Annotated in this window: 22 protein-coding genes and 1 tRNA gene; 9 read left to right on the top strand and 14 right to left on the bottom strand. The window is 50.8% G+C overall.

What is annotated here, in order from left to right:
• Positions 1-47 precede the first annotated feature (47 nt).
• From FKW19_RS12995 to FKW19_RS12980, 4 genes are read right to left on the bottom strand one after another with little or no spacing between them, the layout of a single operon-like run.
• Positions 48-635, bottom strand: coding sequence for a PqiC family protein (locus FKW19_RS12995; protein ID WP_193561114.1), 588 nt, complete (start codon positions 633-635; stop codon positions 48-50).
• Positions 635-1,591: an MlaD family protein gene (locus tag FKW19_RS12990; RefSeq protein ID WP_006115381.1), complete on the bottom strand. Its 957-nt coding sequence runs from the start codon at positions 1,589-1,591 to the stop codon at positions 635-637. The genes FKW19_RS12995 and FKW19_RS12990 overlap by 1 nt, the downstream gene beginning before the upstream one ends.
• Before the next feature lie 5 nt (positions 1,592-1,596).
• Positions 1,597-2,382 (bottom strand): ABC transporter ATP-binding protein, encoded by a 786-nt coding sequence (locus FKW19_RS12985; RefSeq protein WP_006115380.1) that lies wholly within the window; start codon positions 2,380-2,382, stop codon positions 1,597-1,599.
• Positions 2,382-3,539: an ABC transporter permease gene (locus FKW19_RS12980; RefSeq protein WP_089179721.1), complete on the bottom strand. Its 1,158-nt coding sequence runs from the start codon at positions 3,537-3,539 to the stop codon at positions 2,382-2,384. The genes FKW19_RS12985 and FKW19_RS12980 overlap by 1 nt, the downstream gene beginning before the upstream one ends.
• A gap of 299 nt (positions 3,540-3,838) precedes the next feature.
• Here FKW19_RS12980 and truB point away from each other — a divergent pair, with 299 nt between their 5' ends.
• The 4 genes from truB (at position 3,839) to FKW19_RS12960 (ending at position 8,964) form a co-directional block, all read left to right on the top strand.
• Complete coding sequence (truB, locus tag FKW19_RS12975) at positions 3,839-4,756, top strand: tRNA pseudouridine(55) synthase TruB (RefSeq protein ID WP_035352292.1); 918 nt, start codon at positions 3,839-3,841, stop codon at positions 4,754-4,756.
• Positions 4,757-4,787: 31 nt separating this feature from the next.
• A complete protein-coding gene (gene rpsO / locus FKW19_RS12970) occupies positions 4,788-5,057 on the top strand; it encodes a 30S ribosomal protein S15 (protein WP_014457520.1) in 270 nt (89 codons plus the stop codon).
• Between the two features lie 278 nt (positions 5,058-5,335).
• On the top strand, positions 5,336-7,486 hold the full coding sequence (gene pnp / locus FKW19_RS12965) for a polyribonucleotide nucleotidyltransferase (RefSeq protein WP_006115377.1): 2,151 nt from the start codon (positions 5,336-5,338) through the stop codon (positions 7,484-7,486).
• Between the two features lie 59 nt (positions 7,487-7,545).
• The gene (locus tag FKW19_RS12960; protein ID WP_116100202.1) at positions 7,546-8,964 is read left to right on the top strand and encodes a nitronate monooxygenase family protein; all 1,419 of its coding nucleotides are present in this window, start codon (positions 7,546-7,548) and stop codon (positions 8,962-8,964) included.
• A gap of 86 nt (positions 8,965-9,050) precedes the next feature.
• Here the strand turns inward: FKW19_RS12960 and FKW19_RS12955 are convergent, their stop codons facing one another.
• The gene (locus FKW19_RS12955; protein ID WP_006115375.1) at positions 9,051-9,236 is read right to left on the bottom strand and encodes a YqaE/Pmp3 family membrane protein; all 186 of its coding nucleotides are present in this window, start codon (positions 9,234-9,236) and stop codon (positions 9,051-9,053) included.
• 194 nt (positions 9,237-9,430) lie between these two features.
• Here FKW19_RS12955 and gyrA point away from each other — a divergent pair, with 194 nt between their 5' ends.
• The 4 genes from gyrA (at position 9,431) to FKW19_RS12935 (ending at position 13,530) form a co-directional block, all read left to right on the top strand.
• The gene (gyrA, locus tag FKW19_RS12950; protein WP_089179720.1) at positions 9,431-12,193 is read left to right on the top strand and encodes a DNA gyrase subunit A; all 2,763 of its coding nucleotides are present in this window, start codon (positions 9,431-9,433) and stop codon (positions 12,191-12,193) included.
• The gene (coaD, locus tag FKW19_RS12945) at positions 12,190-12,732 is read left to right on the top strand and encodes a pantetheine-phosphate adenylyltransferase (RefSeq protein WP_089179719.1); all 543 of its coding nucleotides are present in this window, start codon (positions 12,190-12,192) and stop codon (positions 12,730-12,732) included. The genes gyrA and coaD overlap by 4 nt, the downstream gene beginning before the upstream one ends.
• 41 nt (positions 12,733-12,773) lie before the next feature.
• Complete coding sequence (locus FKW19_RS12940) at positions 12,774-13,265, top strand: peptidylprolyl isomerase (RefSeq protein ID WP_014457518.1); 492 nt, start codon at positions 12,774-12,776, stop codon at positions 13,263-13,265.
• 189 nt (positions 13,266-13,454) lie between these two features.
• A tRNA-Lys gene (locus tag FKW19_RS12935) sits at positions 13,455-13,530 on the top strand.
• 55 nt (positions 13,531-13,585) lie between these two features.
• Here the strand turns inward: FKW19_RS12935 and FKW19_RS15470 are convergent.
• From FKW19_RS15470 to FKW19_RS12900, 7 genes are all read right to left on the bottom strand, one after another.
• Positions 13,586-14,206 (bottom strand): tyrosine-type recombinase/integrase, encoded by a 621-nt coding sequence (locus tag FKW19_RS15470; protein ID WP_162870678.1) that lies wholly within the window; start codon positions 14,204-14,206, stop codon positions 13,586-13,588.
• Positions 14,207-14,603: 397 nt separating this feature from the next.
• Entirely contained in the window at positions 14,604-14,834 is a 231-nt protein-coding gene (locus tag FKW19_RS12925) for an AlpA family transcriptional regulator (protein WP_089179717.1), read from the bottom strand.
• Complete coding sequence (locus tag FKW19_RS12920; protein ID WP_238331293.1) at positions 14,834-15,124, bottom strand: helix-turn-helix domain-containing protein; 291 nt, start codon at positions 15,122-15,124, stop codon at positions 14,834-14,836. The genes FKW19_RS12925 and FKW19_RS12920 overlap by 1 nt, the downstream gene beginning before the upstream one ends.
• Before the next feature lie 92 nt (positions 15,125-15,216).
• Positions 15,217-15,558 carry a hypothetical protein gene (locus FKW19_RS12915; protein ID WP_089179715.1) on the bottom strand — a complete coding sequence of 114 codons (342 nt, stop codon included), beginning with the start codon at positions 15,556-15,558 and terminating at the stop codon, positions 15,217-15,219.
• Positions 15,555-15,785: a hypothetical protein gene (locus FKW19_RS12910; RefSeq protein WP_089179714.1), complete on the bottom strand. Its 231-nt coding sequence runs from the start codon at positions 15,783-15,785 to the stop codon at positions 15,555-15,557. Before FKW19_RS12910 ends, FKW19_RS12915 begins: the two co-directional genes overlap by 4 nt.
• On the bottom strand, positions 15,782-16,039 hold the full coding sequence (locus tag FKW19_RS12905) for a hypothetical protein (protein WP_089179713.1): 258 nt from the start codon (positions 16,037-16,039) through the stop codon (positions 15,782-15,784). The genes FKW19_RS12910 and FKW19_RS12905 overlap by 4 nt, the downstream gene beginning before the upstream one ends.
• The gene (locus tag FKW19_RS12900; RefSeq protein ID WP_123809154.1) at positions 16,036-16,866 is read right to left on the bottom strand and encodes a hypothetical protein; all 831 of its coding nucleotides are present in this window, start codon (positions 16,864-16,866) and stop codon (positions 16,036-16,038) included. The genes FKW19_RS12905 and FKW19_RS12900 overlap by 4 nt, the downstream gene beginning before the upstream one ends.
• Positions 16,867-16,958: 92 nt before the next feature.
• Here FKW19_RS12900 and FKW19_RS12895 point away from each other — a divergent pair, with 92 nt between their 5' ends.
• Positions 16,959-17,150: a hypothetical protein gene (locus FKW19_RS12895; protein ID WP_089179711.1), complete on the top strand. Its 192-nt coding sequence runs from the start codon at positions 16,959-16,961 to the stop codon at positions 17,148-17,150.
• Positions 17,151-17,188: 38 nt separating this feature from the next.
• Here FKW19_RS12895 and FKW19_RS12890 read toward each other — a convergent pair whose 3' ends face one another.
• Both FKW19_RS12890 and FKW19_RS12885 read right to left on the bottom strand, forming a co-directional pair.
• A complete protein-coding gene (locus tag FKW19_RS12890; RefSeq protein WP_238331292.1) occupies positions 17,189-17,536 on the bottom strand; it encodes a hypothetical protein in 348 nt (115 codons plus the stop codon).
• Between the two features lie 119 nt (positions 17,537-17,655).
• Positions 17,656-18,381 (bottom strand): 3'-5' exonuclease, encoded by a 726-nt coding sequence (locus FKW19_RS12885; protein ID WP_238333239.1) that lies wholly within the window; start codon positions 18,379-18,381, stop codon positions 17,656-17,658.
• Between the last annotated feature and the right edge of the window lie 143 nt (positions 18,382-18,524).

The following is an 18,524-nucleotide window of genomic DNA, read 5'->3' as shown; positions in this document are numbered from 1 at the left end:
CGATATAACCAGAAATTACGCGTAAGTGGTTATATCGGGCAGCTTTGTTACTGCGTGGATGGAATGGACAGATTAACTTGGTCTGCCAGTTGAATAACCAGATTACGCATTAAGGATGCTGTATCCGCATCCGTAGAAACAGACCCGGTAGCTGTAAGATGCGCACGGTTACGAATAAGCGGCTTTTTAGGATCCCGTGGGATAACGGCCCAGTTTGCATCCAAGACCGCCTGCCCATCTACATTCACATCAAAACGAGAAACGTTGATCTGAACGCGCATATTGGCTGCATCGGCCAATGGCTGATCTGTAATCAGTTCGTTGGGGTGGGATGATGCAATTTCGTTGGTCACCAAATCCGTAATGCCGAGAGAGAGCCGTGTTGCCCAGCGTGAGCGCGGGCTACGGATAACTTCTTCTCCCTGCCGGGTGATCATGTCCTGGCTATCAAGATAATCAGGCAGTACCGTGCGGCTAATTTCTATGGTGGTCAAGTGGGTAGAAAGGTGCGGCTGCTGAACGTCCCGGTCTCCCGGCATGCCAAGTGTGTAAAGCCGAAGGGGAGGAGAGGCGCAGCCTGCAAGCAGGGTGCAGGCTCCCAAAAAAGCCAGAGCAATACGGCGAGGAGGAAACATCATGGGCGGCGTCCCATCAGCAGAAGTTGCGGGTTACGTTCCACATCGCTGGCGAAGCCACGTAGGGAGGCCGCCGCAGCAGCAATATCCCGCAGTGAGGCATCCAGATTTGCTCGGTCGATAGAACGTGGTGAGAGAATATCCTGCAAGGAATCCAGAGTTTTTGTAGCAGAGGCCAACGTTGCGTGCAGATCTTTGCCGCGTGCATCAAGCTGCGTATTTCCGGTGTCCATCAGCTTGTCCATTTTCAGGAGCGTTACATCCAGCTTGGCTTGTAGATCCTTAATGGCATCGGTTGCGGCCTGCACCGTCTCGTGGGAGCGATCTGCTGTTTCCTTTACGCTGGAAATCAACGGCGGCAGATCATCACGCAGATGATCGCTTAGGGATGTAATAGACAGCAGAGCCAGATCTGCATGGTGGCTGATATCCTTGATCGGAATCTGGCCGATAGTGTCCTTCAGCTTTTCCATAGTGGAAAGACGCACAGGAATTTCCGGCAAGTCGGTAATGCGTGGGTGTAAAACGGGTGTGACGGATTTATCAAAATCCAGTTCAATATTGGATTGGCCCGTTACAAAGCTTTGCAGGTTCAGTTCAGCGCGGAGTCCGTTGCTGATCATTTCCTGAATGCTCACTTTTGTGCCCCCCGGCACATCCCGCACTACATGAATCTGATCTGGCTCCAGCGTAAGCACAACAGGGATGTAAGCTTTACGGTCTTGCGGATCAAAACGCAGCGTAATGTTTTTAACTGTTCCAACCTTAACGCCGCGAAAATTTACAGGCGCACCCACAGAAAGACCGGTGATAGAGTTCTGGAACACAACAGCGGCTTCACGCGAGGGTGTGAAAAAGCGCATGTGTCCAAAAGCCATAATAATGAACAGGCCCAGCAAGCCGCCAAGGATCACAAACGCGCCGATCAGAGTTTTCCGGTTTGTGCTTTGAGACATGCCGCTCAGCCTTCTGTCTTATCTGCGGAGGGAATAGAGGCAGATCGGTTCATAAACGCCGTCACCTCTGGAATCTTGCAGGTGTCATGCAATGCGCGCGGTGAACCATGCGCAATGGGTGTGTGTGTTTTGGCATCTAAAAAGATGCCATCGTCTGCAATGGCAAACAGGCTGGGCAGTTCATGGCTGACAATCATAATGGTTGCCCCCAGCCCATCCCGTAATGTCAGGATCAGATCATCCAGCCGGGCAGACGTAATGGGGTCTAGCCCTGCGGAGGGTTCATCAAAAAACAGGATATCGGGCTCCAGAGCAATGGCGCGCGCAAGTCCTGCGCGTTTGCACATGCCGCCGGAGATTTCAGAGGGGAACAGATCAATCGCCTGTTCCATACCAACAAACCCGAGTTTTAATTCCACCAACCGCCGAATGGTGTCAGGCTTGAGTGAGGTGAACATTTCCAAGGGCAGGGCTACATTTTCCCCTACCGTCATGGAACTCCATAAAGCACCACTCTGAAACAGTACACCGTAACGATGGTTAATATCAGTGCGACGGTTATCTGATTGCGCCCAGTAATCTTCCCCATCTACCAGAATCTGCCCGGCAGTTGGTCGTAGCAGCCCGATCATGCTTTTAAGCAGCGTGCTTTTGCCGCAGCCTGAACCACCCATGATGGCAAAGATGGAGCCACGTTTCAGATCAAAGGAAACATTTTGCTGAATGATCTTGGGGCCGAACGATAATTGCAGATCGCGAACGGAAATAAGGGTTTCTGCATCAGACATCATCAGATTCCAAGCGCGTTGGCTATCACGGCAAAAATGGCATCCATGGCAATAATACCCACAATGCCAATAACCACAGCGCGTGTGGCGGCAATGCCAACATCAGCCGCACTGCGCCCGGCTTTTAAGCCTACACGGCAAGCTGCCAGTGCAATAAAGCTGGCGAAAAAGAAGGATTTGATAAACCCGAAGATAAATTCCTTCAGCTCCACACCATCAAAGGTGGAAATCCAATAGCCGATGGGGGAAACATCCATCATGCTCATGGAAACGGCAAAGCCACCAAAAATCGCAACAATAGTGCCATATAGATAGAGCAGCGGCATCATGAGCGCGAGAGAGACAATGGATGGCAGCAGAATGTAACTGGAGATGGGAATGCCAAACACCTGTAGGGCATCAATTTCTTCGTTGCCCAGCATGGTGGAAATGCGGGCTGCGTAAGCACCGCCAGTTCGGCCCGCCATGATAATAGCAGTCATGATAGCAGAAATTTCACGCGCGCAGGCAATGCCTACCAAGTCTGTAACGTAAATTTCCGCAGCAAATTTTCGCAGTTCTACCAGTCCGACAAAAGCCAGAATGGCACCTACCAAAAAGTTGACGATGCCGACAATCAGCAAGGCATCTGGCCCAGCATTCCAGATATCCAGCAACAGGTCTTTCATGCGCATGGCACTTTTGCCACGCACAGCCTGTGCGGCACCTTTGGCGGTATCTAATGCCAGCTCACTTACTGTGCCTGTTTCGGTCAACCCATTCAGGGTCATATCACCTACACGCGCAAAAATACCTTCGTTGTTGCGCGGAGGTTGTGCAGGCTCGGCAGGTGCATCGGGTAAAAGGGCGAGAAGCCTTTGCGCGGGAGCCGGAAGGTTTTGCTCATCAAAATGAAGCTGTGCCTTGCTGGCGGCCTGTTTGACATCCCATAAAAAGGCAACAAAAGCCGAATCCCAGTTTTTTAAACCGGTTGTATTAATATGGAGGGTATGGCCCGGCTCTACCGGTAGTTTATCTTGCGGGAAGGGAGTTGCGCCCCCTGCCTGAACTGTCCAAGCCCCTTCAACGTTCAAACATACACCATCTGCCGTGTTCTGGAGAGACCACGAAGGGGTGTCGGGAGTCTTGTGAAGACCGGAAGAGGAAGATTGATCAACCATAATTTGGTGGCGACATTACGGCACAGGCAAGCCTATGACCAGCCCCCTTGGTTCATACATGCTAGAAGCGGCAAACCTTGGGTTTGCCTTGGTTTAAGAACAATAACTTGGTCGGCAGTCCTTTTTAACAGGCCAGCGTTGCGCCTGATGGCAACATTGCACGGCATGGCAGCCTTCGGCTACATGCACCCCCAGATGGAGTGCACACTCCATTATAAGTTGTACTAACGCAAAAACCTTTTGGCTGAGCCGTTCATGGCTGCTGCATGGTATTTGATGAATCACATACGGGAGTTTTCATGCGACGCAGACGTGGGCGGCCACTTAATGGCTGGCTTATAGTAGACAAGCCTTCCGGCATGACATCAACACAGGTAGTGGGGCGCGCCAAACGGCTGTTTGATGCGCAAAAAGTTGGGCATGGCGGCACACTCGATCCACTGGCGACGGGTTTGCTGCCACTGGCTTTTGGTGCCGCTACAAAAACCGTGCCTTACGTGATGGATGGAACCAAGGTGTACCGCTTCACTCTTAAAATGGGTGAAGCGCGAGATAGCGATGATGCCGATGGCAATGTTATTGGTACATCTGATGTGCGGCCTTCTGATGAAGAACTGCGAGCAGCCTTACCCGCGCTTACGGGTGATATCATGCAGGTACCTCCCGTTTTTTCTGCTTTGAAAGTGGGGGGAGAGCGTTCCTACGATATGGCGCGAGAAGGTCGTCCGCCGGAATTGCCGCCGCGGCCCGCACGCGTAGATCGGTTTGAACTGATCGAGCGGCCAGATCGGGATACAGCAGTGTTTGAAGTCGAATCCGGCAAGGGCGTTTATATGCGTGCGCTGGCGCGTGATGTGGCTTTGGCATGCGGAACAGTGGGACATATTACCGTGCTGCGCCGCCTGCGTGTGGGGCCTTTTACAGAAGCCGATGCGATTGTGCTGGACAAAATCACCCCAAACGACGACAACGCCCATGCTTCACCGGAACTTCTGCGTCCGGTCTCGACCGCGCTGGCCGACATCCCGGCGCTGGCCTTGACACAGGATGAAGCGGTTCTGCTACGGCACGGGCAAGCTCTCGGCCTTGTTGATCTGATGGGGCGTATCCCACAGACCGCCGAGGAGGGGGGCGTTGTGCGTGTTATGGACGGTGAGCACGTGCTGGGTATTGGCCGCCTGGAAGACGGGTGGTTGAAGCCGGTACGGATTCTCTAAAACCTGATATGTTTTTTGATGGAGACATGTGATGTCGATTACTGCTGAACGTCGCACGCAAGTTATTGCTGAATACCAGACTGCACCGGGTGATACGGGCTCCCCGGAAGTGCAGGTGGCGATCCTGACCGAACGGATTAACAACCTGACCGAACATCTGAAGACTCACGCGAAGGACTTCCATTCTCGCCGTGGTCTGCTGATTCTCGTTGGTCGTCGCCGCAGCATGCTGGACTACCTGAAGGGCAAGAGCCAGACGCGTTATGAAACGCTGATTGGCCGCTTGGGCCTGCGTCGCTAAAAACGGCTCAACGGGCGGGAAGAGGGGGATGTGTAGGCATGATCTCTCTTCCCGTTCGGAATTTTCGCTAGCACTTGTTTGCTGGCGTCACCATATTGGATACAGCCACAGGTTTTGCATCAGGGCGTTTCGTGCCCGGTAAGCCACGGCGTTTCCGACCACATGGCGCCTGGGAGGTTTGTTCCGCCAGTCACCATGCCGTCCGAGGCGCTGTCCGCCCAGCCGGTCTGTCCTGTTGTTCTGTGGCTCTGAAGTGAAATAGAACAGAGGCTTACAGAATGTTTAACTACTTCCGTAAAGAGATTGAATGGGGCGGTCGCCCGCTGATTTTGGAAACCGGCAAAGTTGCCCGTCAGGCTGATGGCGCCGTGATGGTCACTTACGGTGAAACCGTTGTGCTGTGCACCGCTGTTGGTGCAAAAGAGGTAAAGCCCGGTCAGGACTTTTTCCCGCTGACAGTTAATTATCAGGAAAAAGCTTACGCTGCAGGTAAGATTCCCGGTGGTTTCTTCAAGCGTGAAGGCCGCCCTTCTGAAAATGAAACACTGGTTTCCCGCCTGATTGACCGCCCGCTGCGTCCGCTGTTCCCTGAAGGGTTCCGCAACGAAGTGCAGGTAATTGCAACTGTGCTGACGCACGATATGGAAAATGATCCTTCCATTCCTGCGCTGATCGGCTGTTCTGCCGCTCTGACTTTGTCTGGTATCCCATTCTTTGGGCCCGTTGGCGCAGCCCGCGTTGGCTTTAAGGATGGCGCATTCATCCTGAACCCGACACAGGAACAGATCAAAGAATCAGATCTGGAACTGGTTGTGGCTGGCACGGCAGAAGGCGTGCTGATGGTGGAATCCGAAGCTTCCGAACTGTCTGAAGAAGTTATGCTGGATGCCGTAACGTTCGGCCATACAGCATTCCAGCCGGTTCTGGATGCCATTATCTCCTTGGCAGAGCACGCAGCCAAGGAACCATGGGCACTGGCAGAGCCCACCAAGGAAGAAATTCAGCTGCGCAAGCAGGTGGAAAAAGCTGGTCGCAAGCTGATTGCTGATGCTTACAAGGAGAAGCAGAAGCAGGTGCGCTACGAAAAGCTGAAAGCAGCACGTGCAGCCATTGTTGAAAAGCTGACTGCTGATGAACTGGACGTTGCAGCCGCCAAGCCGATGATCAAGGATCTGGAAGCTGATGTTGTGCGCTCTTCCGTTCTGAAAACCGGCAAGCGTATTGATGGTCGTGATCTGGTAACTGTCCGTCCGATCGTGCCGGAAGTTGGTATTCTGCCGCGCGTACATGGCTCTTCTCTGTTCACTCGTGGTGAAACGCAGGCGCTGGTTGTGACCACGCTGGGTACAGGGCAGGACGAACAGGTTATTGATGCGCTGGAAGGTGAATACCGCACCAACTTTATGCTGCATTATAACTTCCCACCCTTCTCTGTGGGGGAATGTGGGCGTATCGGTTCTCCGGGCCGTCGTGAAATCGGGCATGGCAAGCTGGCATGGCGCGCTATTCACCCGCTGATGCCTTCCCGAAAGGAATTCCCTTACACAGTGCGCGTGGTTTCCGAAATTACGGAAAGCAATGGGTCTTCTTCCATGGCAACTGTATGCGGTGGCTCTCTAGCTCTGATGGATGCTGGTGTGCCGTTGAAGCGTCCGGTTGCTGGTATTGCTATGGGTCTGATCAAGGAAGGCGATGATTTCGCTGTTCTGTCTGATATTCTTGGCGATGAAGATCATCTTGGGGATATGGACTTCAAGGTGGCTGGCACCGAACAGGGTGTGACAGCCCTGCAGATGGATATTAAGATTACTTCCATCACGCCGGAAATCATGAAGATTGCTTTGGGTCAGGCTCGTGATGGCCGGATGCATATTCTGGGTGAAATGAGCAAGGCGCTGACAGAAACACGCACCAACGTGTCTTCCACAGCACCGAAGATCACCACCATGAAGGTGCCTCGGGAAAAGATCCGTGATGTGATCGGCTCTGGCGGTAAAGTGATCCGCGAAATCGTGGAATATTCTGGCGCCAAGGTTGATATTGGGGATGACGGCACAATCACCATTGCCGCCGCTTCTGATGATCAGGCACAGAAGGCTATTGACCGGATCAACGGCATTGTGGCGGAACCGGAACTGGGCCGCATTTACGACGGTAAAGTTGTTAAAACTGCCGATTTTGGTGCGTTTGTAAACTTCCTTGGTGCACGTGATGGCTTAGTACATATTTCCGAACTGGCGCAGGGCCGCGTTGGTAAAACCACGGATGTGGTGAAGGAAGGCGATACCGTGAAGGTTAAGGTCATCGGCTTTGATGATCGCGGTAAGGTTAAGCTGTCCATGCGTGTTGTTGATCAGAACACGGGTGCGGATATCACGGAAACTGTGGGTGAAAAGCCCTCACGTGGCCCCCGTCGGGATGCTGAATAAGCATCCTTTTTCGGGTCACTTTCAATCATACGGATAGTTGCAGGAACGATAGGACGGTCATGAAGGCGATCAATACGGTTCGCATGGGGGGTGTGGATATCCTGCCGCTGGTAGAAGGCGGTAAGGGGGTCTCTGTCTCCACAGGCGTATCGGCCGGGGCATGGGCTGCAGCAGGCGGCGCGGGCACGGTTTCTATCGTCAATGCAGATAGTTATGATGAAAACGGGCAGCCAGTTCCCCAGATCTATCACGGCCGTACGCGCCGTGAGCGGCATGAGGAACTGGTAGATTACGCCATTCGTGGCGGTATTACCCAAGCGCGTGTAGCGCATGAAATATCCGGCGGAAAAGGCCGGATTCATGCCAATATTCTGTGGGAAATGGGGTCAGCCGAAAGGGTGATTACTGGCGTGCTGGAAGGCGCGCCAGGCCTTATTCACGGTCTTACATGTGGCGCGGGTATGCCGTATCGGCTGTCTGAAATTGCAACACGGTTTGGGGTGCATTATTATCCCATCGTGTCATCTGCACGTGCTTTCAATGCATTGTGGAAGCGGGCCTATCATAAATCCGCCGATCTGTTGGGTGGCGTGGTTTATGAAGATCCTTGGCGTGCAGGGGGTCATAATGGCCTTTCCAACACGGAAAATCCATTAAAGCCGGAAGATCCTTACCCGCGTGTTGCAGCCTTGCGTAAACTTATGCGCGGGTTTGGGTTGGATAATACGCCCATCATCATGGCTGGTGGTGTGTGGTGGCTGGAAGAATGGGAAGATTGGATTGATAATCCAGAACTTGGCCCCATTGTGTTCCAGTTTGGCACGCGCCCGCTGTTGACGAAGGAAAGCCCTATTCCAGAAGCATGGAAGCAGCGCTTACTCACCCTGAAAAAGGGTGATGTGTACCTGAACCGCTTCTCTCCTACGGGTTTTTACTCTTCTGCGGTTAACAACAGTTTCTTACAGGAACTGCGCGAGCGCTCAGAGCGGCAGGTTCCTTTTGCTATGGCGGCAGAAGAAGATCTGGTTACGCCCTACGGCATTGGCGCACGTAAGCGTGAAGTGTTTGTAAAAGCAGAAGATGTGCCGCGCATCCAGCAATGGGAACAGCAGGGTTTTACTGAAGCCTTGCGCACACAGGATTCTACCCTGATTTTTGTAACGCCAGACAGAGCGCGAGAAATTCTGGCAGATCAGGCTGATTGTATGGGCTGCCTGTCTGAATGTCAGTTCTCTAACTGGAGCCAGCGTGGCCCCAAGTATTCAACGGGCCATAAAGCAGATCCACGTTCTTTCTGTATTCAGAAAACGCTTCAGGCTGTGGCACATGCCAGCGGGCCAGATGCTGCTCAGGTGCTGGATCATAATCTGATGTTCGGTGGCACAAACGCCTGGCGCTTTGCGACCGATCCTTTCTATGCCAACGGGTTTGTGCCAACAGTACAGCAGTTGGTGGATCGGATTATGACAGGACGTTAAGCCTGCCAGATATAAATGCTGATTTCTATAAAAAAGGCGGTTCCTACTGGGAGCCGCCTTTTTTACTCATCTCATAAATTGGAGGCTTATCGCCCCATGCGGGAAATTTTTTTATCTGTTTCATACTGATTGAGTGCGTAAACAGACCAGATGGCTGCCGGAATCCAGCCAATAACCGTTATCTGCAATATTAGGCAGATAATGCCCGAAAAAGGGCGACCAATTGTAAAAAACTGAAACCACGGAAACAGTAATGCCAAAAGCAGGCGCATGGCTGAAACTCCTTATAGTGCCCGTCATGATGGGCACAGCCTTTTGCCTGAAGCAAGTCTGCTCTTTCAGCCGCTAGGTGGTGCGGGTTTTGTGTGCTAGAAAATATTCTGCAAGTGCCGGGTAACCGGTGCAGAAGTGGATTTGGCACATGCTCCATAATCCGGGGCGTGCAGCATGACAGAGCGGATAAACCTTGACCGAGATTTCTGACCAGCCGGGTGTACCGGAACCCTCAGACCTTCTGCCCGTAACCATTGAGGAGGAGATGCGCTCTTCCTACCTCGCGTATGCGATGTCGGTTATTGTCAGCCGTGCGCTGCCGGATGTGCGAGATGGTCTTAAACCTGTTCATCGTCGCATCCTGTATGCCATGCATGAAAGTGGTTTTACCTACGATAAACCTTACCGTAAATCTGCCCGTGCGGTTGGTGAGGTTATGGGTAAATACCACCCACATGGTGATTCCTCCATTTACGATGCCATGGTGCGTATGGCGCAGTCTTGGTCCATGCGGGTCAAGCTGATTGACGGGCAAGGCAACTTTGGCTCGGTGGATGGTGATAGCCCCGCTGCCATGCGTTATACGGAAGCTCGGCTGGCCAAAGCTTCTACATTTCTGCTGAATGATATTGACCGCGATACGGTAGATTTTCAGCCGAACTATGATGAAAGTGAGGAAGAACCAACTGTTCTTCCAGCCACATTCCCGAATCTGCTGATCAATGGTGCCACAGGTATTGCGGTGGGTATGGCCACCAATATTCCTACGCATAATCCATCAGAAGTTATTGATGCCACGTTGGCGCTGATTGCTAACCCGGATCTTTCACTTGATGATCTGATGGAATATGTGCCGGGGCCAGACTTTCCCACAGGCGGTATTATTCTTGGGCGTTCTGGCATCCGCAGTGCTTTTGCCACAGGGCGCGGTGCCGTTATTATTCGTGCCAAGGCAGATATTGAGGAAATCCGTAAGGATCGTAAGGCCATTATTGTTACGGAAATTCCGTATCAGGTTAACAAGGCCACCTTGCAGGAACGTATTGCTGATCTGGTACGTAACAAGCAGATTGAAGGCATTGCTGATATCCGCGATGAATCTGACCGCTCCGGTATGCGTGTGGTTATCGAAATCAAGCGGGATGCCACACCAGAAGTGGTGTTGAATCAGCTTTATCGCTTCACGCAGCTTCAGACTTCCTTCGGCGTGAATATGCTGGCGCTGGATGGTGGCAAGCCTCGCCTGATGGGCCTGAAGGATGTGCTGGAAGCCTTTATTGCGTTCCGTGAGGAAGTGATTCTGCGTCGCTCGCGCTTTGAACTGAATAAGGCGCGAGATCGCGGGCACATTTTGGTTGGGCTGGTCATTGCCGTTGCCAATATTGATGCGGTTATTGCTCTTATTCGTGGTGCGCCAGATGCAGCCGCAGCGCGTGAAGCCCTGATGGCCGCCCAGTGGGACGCCGCAGAAGTGGAACCGCTGCTGGCCCTGATTCATGATGACGGCAACGTGGTTGTGGATGGCAAAGTGCGGCTAACAGAAGCACAGGCACGCGGCATTCTGGAACTGCGCCTGCAACGTCTGACAGGGTTGGAACGAGACAAGATCCAGCAGGAACTCTCGGAAGTTGCTCAGCGTATTAACGAGCTTCTGGAAATTATCGGTAGCCACGTTCGCCGTATGGAAGTGCTGCGTGATGAACTTTCCGTAGCACGGGCGGAAATTGCCACCCCACGTATGACCGAAATTGCGGATTATGCAGGAGATCAGGACGATGAAAGCCTGATCGAACCGGGCCAGATGGTTGTAACCATCACGCGGGAAGGGTTTATTAAACGCACACCGCTGGATGTGTTCCGGGCGCAAAACCGTGGTGGCCGTGGCCGTACGGGGGCCAGCACACGTGGCGATGATATTGTTGTGCGATCCTTTAATGCGCACACCCATCAGTGGGTCATGTTCTTCTCCTCAGGCGGTAAGGTATATCGTCAGAAGGTCTGGCGTCTGCCAGAAGCCGGGCCTGCTGCTAAAGGCCGCGCCTTGGTGAATCTGTTGCCAGATTTGGGCTCTGATAGCATTACGGCCGTGCTTCCGCTGCCGCAGGATGAAGAACTGTGGGAAGCCTTGCATCTGGTCTTTGCCACGGCCAGCGGCAATGTGCGTCGTAACCGTTTGAGTGATTTCCGGAATATCCGCTCGTCTGGCATGATTGCCATGAAGTTGGATGAAGGAGATAGCCTGATAGGTGTTGCTACCTGTCGTGAAGGGCAGGATGTGTTCCTTGCCACGCGTGGGGCACGTTGTATCCGCTTCCAGATTACCGATGACACATTGCGTGTTTTTGCCGGTCGTGGCTCTTCTGGCGTGCGGGGTATTCGCTTGGCCGAGGGTGACCGTGTGATCAGCCTTGCTGTGCTGAACCACGTTGAAGCAACGGTGGAAGAGCGTTCGGCTTATCTGCGGATGGCGAATGCCAAGCGCAGAGCGGAAAATGCTGCGGAAGCGGCAGAGGAAGATGTGGATGCGGTGCAGCCCGATTCGGATGAAGAAGGTAGCGATACGGATGCTCTGCTTTCTCCAGAACGGTTTGAGCAGCTTGAAGTCGCCGAGGAAATCCTGCTGATCGTGAGTGATGGTGGGTTTGGTCGTCGCTCTTCCGCGTATGATTACCGTGTCAGTGGGCGTGGCGGGCAAGGCATTACCAACATGACGTTCTCGGCCAACAAGCGTGGGAAAGAGGTGGCTGCTACTTTGCCGGTTCTGGCAGGCACGGATGTTATGCTGGTAACAGATGCGGGCCGCCTTATCCGTGTGCCGGTTGATCAGGTGCGTGTTATGGCGCGTCAGGCAAGCGGTGTAACGTTGTTCCGCTTGAATGATGATGAGCGCGTAACCAGTGTCTTCCCTGTTATGGATGATGGTGAAGATGAAGCGGGAGAGGCTGAGGGGGAATGAACGCCCCCGCAGGCTCTGTGGTGCCCAAACGTGTAGGTTTTTATGCGGGCACTTTTGATCCAGTAACGGTTGGCCATCTGGATGTGATTGAACGCGCATCCCGTTTGGTGGATCGGCTGGTGATAGGTGTGGCCCATAACCCAGGCAAAAATCCACTTATGCCATTGGATGAGCGGATTGCCTGTGTGGAAGAAGCCTTGCCTGCTATTCGTCAGAACACGGGTGGGGATATCTTGGTGGTGCCATTTGATTCTCTGCTGGTGAAAGCTGTACGAGAACATGGCGCAACACTGATTTTTCGTGGTCTTCGGGTGCTTTCTGATTTTGATTACGAAATCCAGATGAGCGGCGTAAACCGCAAGCTGGATGCCGGAATTGAAAGCGTGTTTCTTATGGCTTCAGAACGCACCCAATTTATTTCTTCCCGTCTGGTGAAAGAAATTGCCAGTTACGGCGGAGATATTTCGGAATTTGTAACACCGGGCACGCAGGTGCGTTTGTTGGCACACCTTGCTGACAGGAAAAACGTTTCTGCCTGACGTGGTAAACATGGGTGTTGCAAACACAAGGAGAGTTTCTGATGTCTTCAGAAGATAAAAACGATATCATTCATATGGATATCCCGCACGGTCGCGTTATTATTAAACTGCGTCCAGATCTAGCCCCCAAGGCTGCGGAACGTATTCGCACGCTGGCGGCAGAAGGTTTTTACGATAACGTACCCTTCCATCGTGTCATCCCCGGTTTTATGGCACAGGGTGGTGATCCAACGGGTACGGGTATGCACGGTAGCAAATTACCGGATCTGCCCGCAGAATTCACAAACAAAGCCAAGTTTGAACGTGGCACGATTGGCATGGCGCGGACGTCTGATCCGAACAGTGCTAATAGCCAGTTCTTCATCATGTTTGAACCTTCTCCGCACCTTGATGGCCAGTATACCATTGTGGGTGAAGTGATCGAAGGTATGGAAAACGTCGATAAAATCAAACATGGGTCTGGCATGTCCGGCATGGTGAAGGATCCGGATCGGATTTCTCGCATGCGTCCGGCTGTTGGCGAAAAATCCTGATTTTTCGAATATCTGCAAAAAAGCGTCACTCCGGTTGGGGTGGCGCTTTTTTTATATCTGAAACCGATCGAACCATCTGATTTTTCAGGAATGGCACAAAATTCTTTCTACTGCTTGACAGAGGTAAGGTAATCCGTTTAGGAACACCTCCATCGCGCAGACATTAAGTTTTGCTCGGTTAAAAGGTGTGAGCCGGTAGCTCAGTTGGTAGAGCATTCGACTTTTAATCGAATGGTCGAGGGTTCGAGTCCCTCCCGGCTCACCACACCCCCCAAAAAATAGCGGTAAACCGCCATTCTCTCCAAGGTTAGACAATTAGGTTAGACAATTTTGCGGCCTTGCAGGGCTGCCATAGCATCTTCCGCCAGCTTTTTGCGCTGCGCTGATTTTGTATATCTCTCCACCTCTGCCAGCGTTGTGTGACCTGTTATTGCTGCAATCTGGTGCGTTGTGCAGCCTGCCTCGGCCAATCGGCGTGCAGCGGCCTTTCTGATGCCGTGAGGAGCGCATCCCGCTGGCAACCCGGCCTGTGCGCACCATTTTACAAACTGATTGTAAAATCCGTTTGAGGAAAATTTCTTCCCCTTGTCAGTTTGTAGGAATGTTGGCCCAGACGATGGGCAGGCATCTATTGCGGCCTGCAATTCTGGATGCACTGGTATTTCGAGGTATGCGTTTGTTTTGATCTGCGACAAACGCAGAACGCCATCTCTGATTGAAAAGCGGCCTAGCTCTACAATATCGCTACGCCGTTGCCCGGTGTATAGCAGCAGTGCAAATGCTAGGCGCTCCCGTGTTCCTATTGGCCAATGATTTTGATATTGGCATATCTGTTCCTCTGTCCACGCCTGTACGCCCTGTTCCTTGGTTCTCAGGCGCTTCACACCAACAGTTGGATCTGTTTCTACCCATTCCATTTCTATTGCGTATGCAAACAGCATGCGGAACATCCGCAGGATATGGTTTGCCCGCGCTGGTGTGGCCGCACGCGACTCCAATATTTTCCTGATATGCGTTGGTCTGAATTTAATAACATGGAACTGCGCATATGCCTGCGCACGCATGTATTCTAATATACGGCGATACGTTACTTGTGTTGTTTGCTTTATTCCCAAGAAATGCGGTGATCCATACCATTTTTCTATCAGGTCACAGAGGGAGCGTGGAGCATATTTGCGTTCCCGCTCCATGTTTTTTAAGGTTTCAAGCGCTTTTACATACTCAATGGCAAAATCAGGACTATCTATGGGCGGCAGATTTACTTTTTCTTTTCCTGGCACCCGCAGATAGCAGCGCTGTTTTCCGTGTCGATCTTTGTAGCTCTGGACGTATTTCAGTCTAATTGTTGGTGATCGCATGCATCAAATCATCGTTTTGTGCTGGGCTGGATGCAATTCCTGCGCGTGTATCTATCCATCTGTCCAGTTGGTCACGTAGCCAGACAGGCCTACGCGGTGTTAAATAGACAGGCTTAACCTCTTTGGCGACTGTATTGCGAAATGCCGTTTCTTTGAGCCCCACATATTGAGCGGCCACAGAAATAGGCATACCGCGCGGCGTGACATCCATTATGCTTCCAATCCCTCAAAGAACCATGTCAGTGGTACGTCCAGTGCGGTGGCGAATGTTGGCAGTAGCGTTGCTTTTATGGCGTTTTTTCCGGTTTCGTATTTCTGCATCTGCTGGTAGGTGCAGCCTATGGCGTGGCCTAGTTGTTCTAGGCTCATGCACAATTCGTGGCGGCGTTGGCGTATGCGAAAACCCATGTGTTTATCATTACGGATACGCTTTGGCGCTTCTACCTGCGGTGGTGGTGCGTAGGTACCAAGCAGTTGCTCAATATCTATCTGTGCAGCCATAGGAACGTGTTTCCGCATATGCCGATAACTGACAGCACGAACCACAGAATAACTAGACGCTGGGTGGGGGCAGGGTTGTGCATGGTGGCAGCCTAGTGTTTGGTTGCGGAGCATGGCGCATCCACCTTTCTGTTAGGAAATTCGCCAGTGCCACATTGAATTCCAGAATTTACAATCTCTACAAAATCCTCTGGATTTTTGAATTGTGCAGACAGGCCAGAAGAAAAACCAAATACAGTTGCAGCAGCCAAAACAATATCGCTGGGTGTATCTCCAAATATAGATATGGCAGGTGTATAGCCACCATCTTCTATTGCTGTGGCAACTGCGGCCATGCTGAACCGAGCGTTTTCAGGGGCAGACTGGATAAGTTTTTTGAACTCAGCATATGTGCGATCCAGATCAAAAAGCGCTTTTTCTTTATTTGTCATCATGCAGCCCTCACTTCACCCAGAATGAAATCCTGCACGCGTGCTAGGGGTGTGCGGCGTTTGGCGTAGCCTATGCGGCAGGCGGCATCTGCAATGTCCTGCTCGGCTTCCATTGCGGTTGCCATATCTTTTACCAGGGCAAGCATGGTCAGCTTTTCTTTGGTGTCCACATTGTTGTGGATAAGCTGCTCCAACTGCGTGCGGGCAGCCTGAAATGTTTTGCTGTTCATTTTATGTAGCTTTCGATGATATTGGCGCGGGTGTAGAGAAGCTCGGCTTCTTCACGCGCATGATGTGCGACCCTGCGCCATGATTCTGCGCCGTATTCGTTTTCGCTTGCTGCGCTTGCGCGGTGGTAGGTTTCCAACACGGCGGCATGAGACATAAGAGCATCTGCCTGAATGCGGATAAGTTCTGCACGCTGACGTGCTGATTTTATTGTTTTGGATGCGCTCAAGAGCGTAGGGCAGGGAATAGCGTTCATGCGCTTGCCCCTGCGGTTTTATTGGCGGAATTGCGGGAGAGACGGTTGCCGTACTCTCCCGCATTTTCCATCATCGGGCGTTCACAAGACTCGATGAGGAAACTAATGAGCGACAAAGAAAAACCATATCCGCCACGGCCTGCACCATTACCAGCAGATGATACAGGGCGCGTGCAGTGGCCGGTTAAGACGCCTTCTGCATAAAAATTACCATTTGAAACAAGCAAGCTAATATTGGCGTTGCTAGAAACATAATCCATCCTGCGGATATAAGTATGCTGATAATATTTAGCCTCTCTATATTCCGCTGGATGGCATTTTGATAATAAAGAGCAAGAGATTCCTGACAGGCTAATTCTGTTTGCGCTGGTGAATCCATAAACACTTCTGGGCGCGCGCCTGTTTCTGACCATTTGCAAGGATAAATAGCCACAACAGCTAAAATGCCCGTAATGCTTTCCCCCACCAACAATATTGCTCCGGCTATATGATACGGGGTGTTGAAAGCCAAAGCGGCAGAAGCGGCCAAAGCGGCTACTACCCAACCAATCATGCTGGTGGCGCGTGTTTGCGCCCCCATAAGAACAGATGCTTGAGCCGCAAGGCGCAGTTCTGCCAACCTGATAGCCTGAGCTGCCTTCCAAAGCCTGAGACCAGATTGGGGTGTTTTCCCACATTTTGTGGTCTTGGGGATTTGTATCATGCTGCAAGCCTGTTTTGGTATGCTGTGTAGGTGTTGTGCAAAGGATAGCACGCGCTTGCTGCGCTGCTAATGGCCCCTCGCTTGTCTCTGCTCTTGCAAGCATCGGTTTTGACTTATAAGTCATCTTGCTTCTCTTTGAAGGGGAAGTCTGTTGCCAGACTCCCCCAACTTTTTCCATTCTTGGCGCGCCAACAGACCCAAGAAAGGAAAAACGCTATGTCAGACGAAATAGATACAACTATTGAGGCGGCTCTTATTCAGGCTGCTGCAACATTAACAGCTTCTCATTTAAGTGCTCGTTCTGCTTTAGGATGTAATCCTAACACTGAATACGAGCACTCTAAGGTTTCTGGTGAGTTTTATAACCTTTTGGAGCGCCTGAAATCCGATTACCCAAAGCCAAAATAGTATCTAACGCCTAACATCTAAACTATAGGCCGTGCCTATTATTCTGTTTGCTGGCTAGGCACGGCTGCATTCTTGCGCAATTCCGCAATGGAAGCTGTTACCAGTTTTTCCACATGCTCACGGATACGGAGCAGGTGGTGGGCATCTGGATCTTTTTCGATAAAAAATGATGCGGCATACCGCGCTAACCTAAGCGCTTCCAATTTGCGCTGATCCCTGAGCACATCACCGTTACGGGATGCAGCGTCTGTTCCACTTTCTGCTTCCTGCGCGATGGAATAGGGCACGCGAACAATGCTGATAGGCGGGCGACCGGGCGCGCCCTTTTCTTCTACCAGCACAAAGCCGCCATCGGCTTCTTCAATTTTGTATCGTGTATTCGACACGGTTTTTCTCCACCACGGGTTGTGATGGGTATTTTTGTGCGACAAAGACGCACAAAATGCAAGCGTAAAAAACGCACAAAATTTAGAAGAAATTTAAATTCGCGCGTAAAATTCTGTTTTTATTTAATAAATTTTTCTCCTAAAATTTCATTACGTTTTTTGATATTATTTCTACGGGGAAGTTTTCCATCTGGAATGGGAGGCGGTTCAATAAAATTTTTCAGCTTTGGAAGAGTAAAGCTATGATACATATCTAAAACATTAATATTGCTCATCTTTTCCAAATATAGACACATACACATGAGAACATCTTCAGCTGCATCATGAATTGATGTTTTTCTTTGTATTCCCAATCTTTTAGAGCATGCAGATAAGCTACCTCCATGCATTTCCATTGTGCACATTGTATCAATCTTACCGATATCTATTTTAGCGTTTGCGAAAGAATTTCGGATGAATTTCATGTCAAAATTGACATTATGCGCAACTATAACATCACTTTCTTCTATGAAAGATAATATATGCTCCATTTTTTCTTCAAATAAATTTTGATGCCTTAATGTCCAGTCATTATATCCATGTATACCTTCAGCTATAGGATGACTTTTTTTACAAGGGTCAAATATATAATATAAACTTTTATATGTTAGCTTTTGCAGTTCTTGGCTTTTATCGGCATATAATAAAATCATACATATGCTAACAATTTGATCATCACTATGAAGACCAGTTGTTTCAACATCAACAAATAAAGGTTTATTTTTCCCTTTTATATAAAGTTTGTTTTTCGATATTTTTTCCTCTCTTATTCTATTGGCAATTTCGATTAGTTTTTCATTTTCCACTTTATTTTTCCTAATATTCTCTAAAATGTGTTCAGATTCTTTCTGAGGCAGATTACCATCGACCTTATCGACCTTATCGACCTTATCGACCTTATCGACCTTATCGACCTTATCGACCTTATCGACCTTATCGACCTTATCGA

This window comes from Acetobacter sp. DmW_125128 (assembly GCF_008704325.1).
Lineage (GTDB): Bacteria > Pseudomonadota > Alphaproteobacteria > Acetobacterales > Acetobacteraceae > Acetobacter > Acetobacter oryzifermentans.
Note: the sequence above shows the minus strand (reverse complement) of the source record. Positions and strands in the feature narration are given on the sequence as shown.

Excerpts from the sequence above, each read along its gene's own strand:
- FKW19_RS12995 (WP_193561114.1), bottom strand. The coding sequence starts at position 635 with ATGTTTCCTCCTCGCCGTATTGCTCTGGCTTTTTTGGGAGCCTGCACC.
- FKW19_RS12990 (WP_006115381.1), bottom strand. The coding sequence starts at position 1,591 with ATGTCTCAAAGCACAAACCGGAAAACTCTGATCGGCGCGTTTGTGATC.
- FKW19_RS12985 (WP_006115380.1), bottom strand. The coding sequence starts at position 2,382 with ATGATGTCTGATGCAGAAACCCTTATTTCCGTTCGCGATCTGCAATTA.
- FKW19_RS12980 (WP_089179721.1), bottom strand. The coding sequence starts at position 3,539 with ATGGTTGATCAATCTTCCTCTTCCGGTCTTCACAAGACTCCCGACACC.
- truB (WP_035352292.1), top strand. The coding sequence starts at position 3,839 with ATGCGACGCAGACGTGGGCGGCCACTTAATGGCTGGCTTATAGTAGAC.
- rpsO (WP_014457520.1), top strand. The coding sequence starts at position 4,788 with ATGTCGATTACTGCTGAACGTCGCACGCAAGTTATTGCTGAATACCAG.
- pnp (WP_006115377.1), top strand. The coding sequence starts at position 5,336 with ATGTTTAACTACTTCCGTAAAGAGATTGAATGGGGCGGTCGCCCGCTG.
- FKW19_RS12960 (WP_116100202.1), top strand. The coding sequence starts at position 7,546 with ATGAAGGCGATCAATACGGTTCGCATGGGGGGTGTGGATATCCTGCCG.
- FKW19_RS12955 (WP_006115375.1), bottom strand. The coding sequence starts at position 9,236 with ATGCGCCTGCTTTTGGCATTACTGTTTCCGTGGTTTCAGTTTTTTACA.
- coaD (WP_089179719.1), top strand. The coding sequence starts at position 12,190 with ATGAACGCCCCCGCAGGCTCTGTGGTGCCCAAACGTGTAGGTTTTTAT.
- FKW19_RS12940 (WP_014457518.1), top strand. The coding sequence starts at position 12,774 with ATGTCTTCAGAAGATAAAAACGATATCATTCATATGGATATCCCGCAC.
- FKW19_RS15470 (WP_162870678.1), bottom strand. The coding sequence starts at position 14,206 with ATGCTGTTTGCATACGCAATAGAAATGGAATGGGTAGAAACAGATCCA.
- FKW19_RS12925 (WP_089179717.1), bottom strand. The coding sequence starts at position 14,834 with ATGGATGTCACGCCGCGCGGTATGCCTATTTCTGTGGCCGCTCAATAT.
- FKW19_RS12920 (WP_238331293.1), bottom strand. The coding sequence starts at position 15,124 with ATGGCTGCACAGATAGATATTGAGCAACTGCTTGGTACCTACGCACCA.
- FKW19_RS12915 (WP_089179715.1), bottom strand. The coding sequence starts at position 15,558 with ATGATGACAAATAAAGAAAAAGCGCTTTTTGATCTGGATCGCACATAT.
- FKW19_RS12910 (WP_089179714.1), bottom strand. The coding sequence starts at position 15,785 with ATGAACAGCAAAACATTTCAGGCTGCCCGCACGCAGTTGGAGCAGCTT.
- FKW19_RS12905 (WP_089179713.1), bottom strand. The coding sequence starts at position 16,039 with ATGAACGCTATTCCCTGCCCTACGCTCTTGAGCGCATCCAAAACAATA.
- FKW19_RS12900 (WP_123809154.1), bottom strand. The coding sequence starts at position 16,866 with ATGACTTATAAGTCAAAACCGATGCTTGCAAGAGCAGAGACAAGCGAG.
- FKW19_RS12895 (WP_089179711.1), top strand. The coding sequence starts at position 16,959 with ATGTCAGACGAAATAGATACAACTATTGAGGCGGCTCTTATTCAGGCT.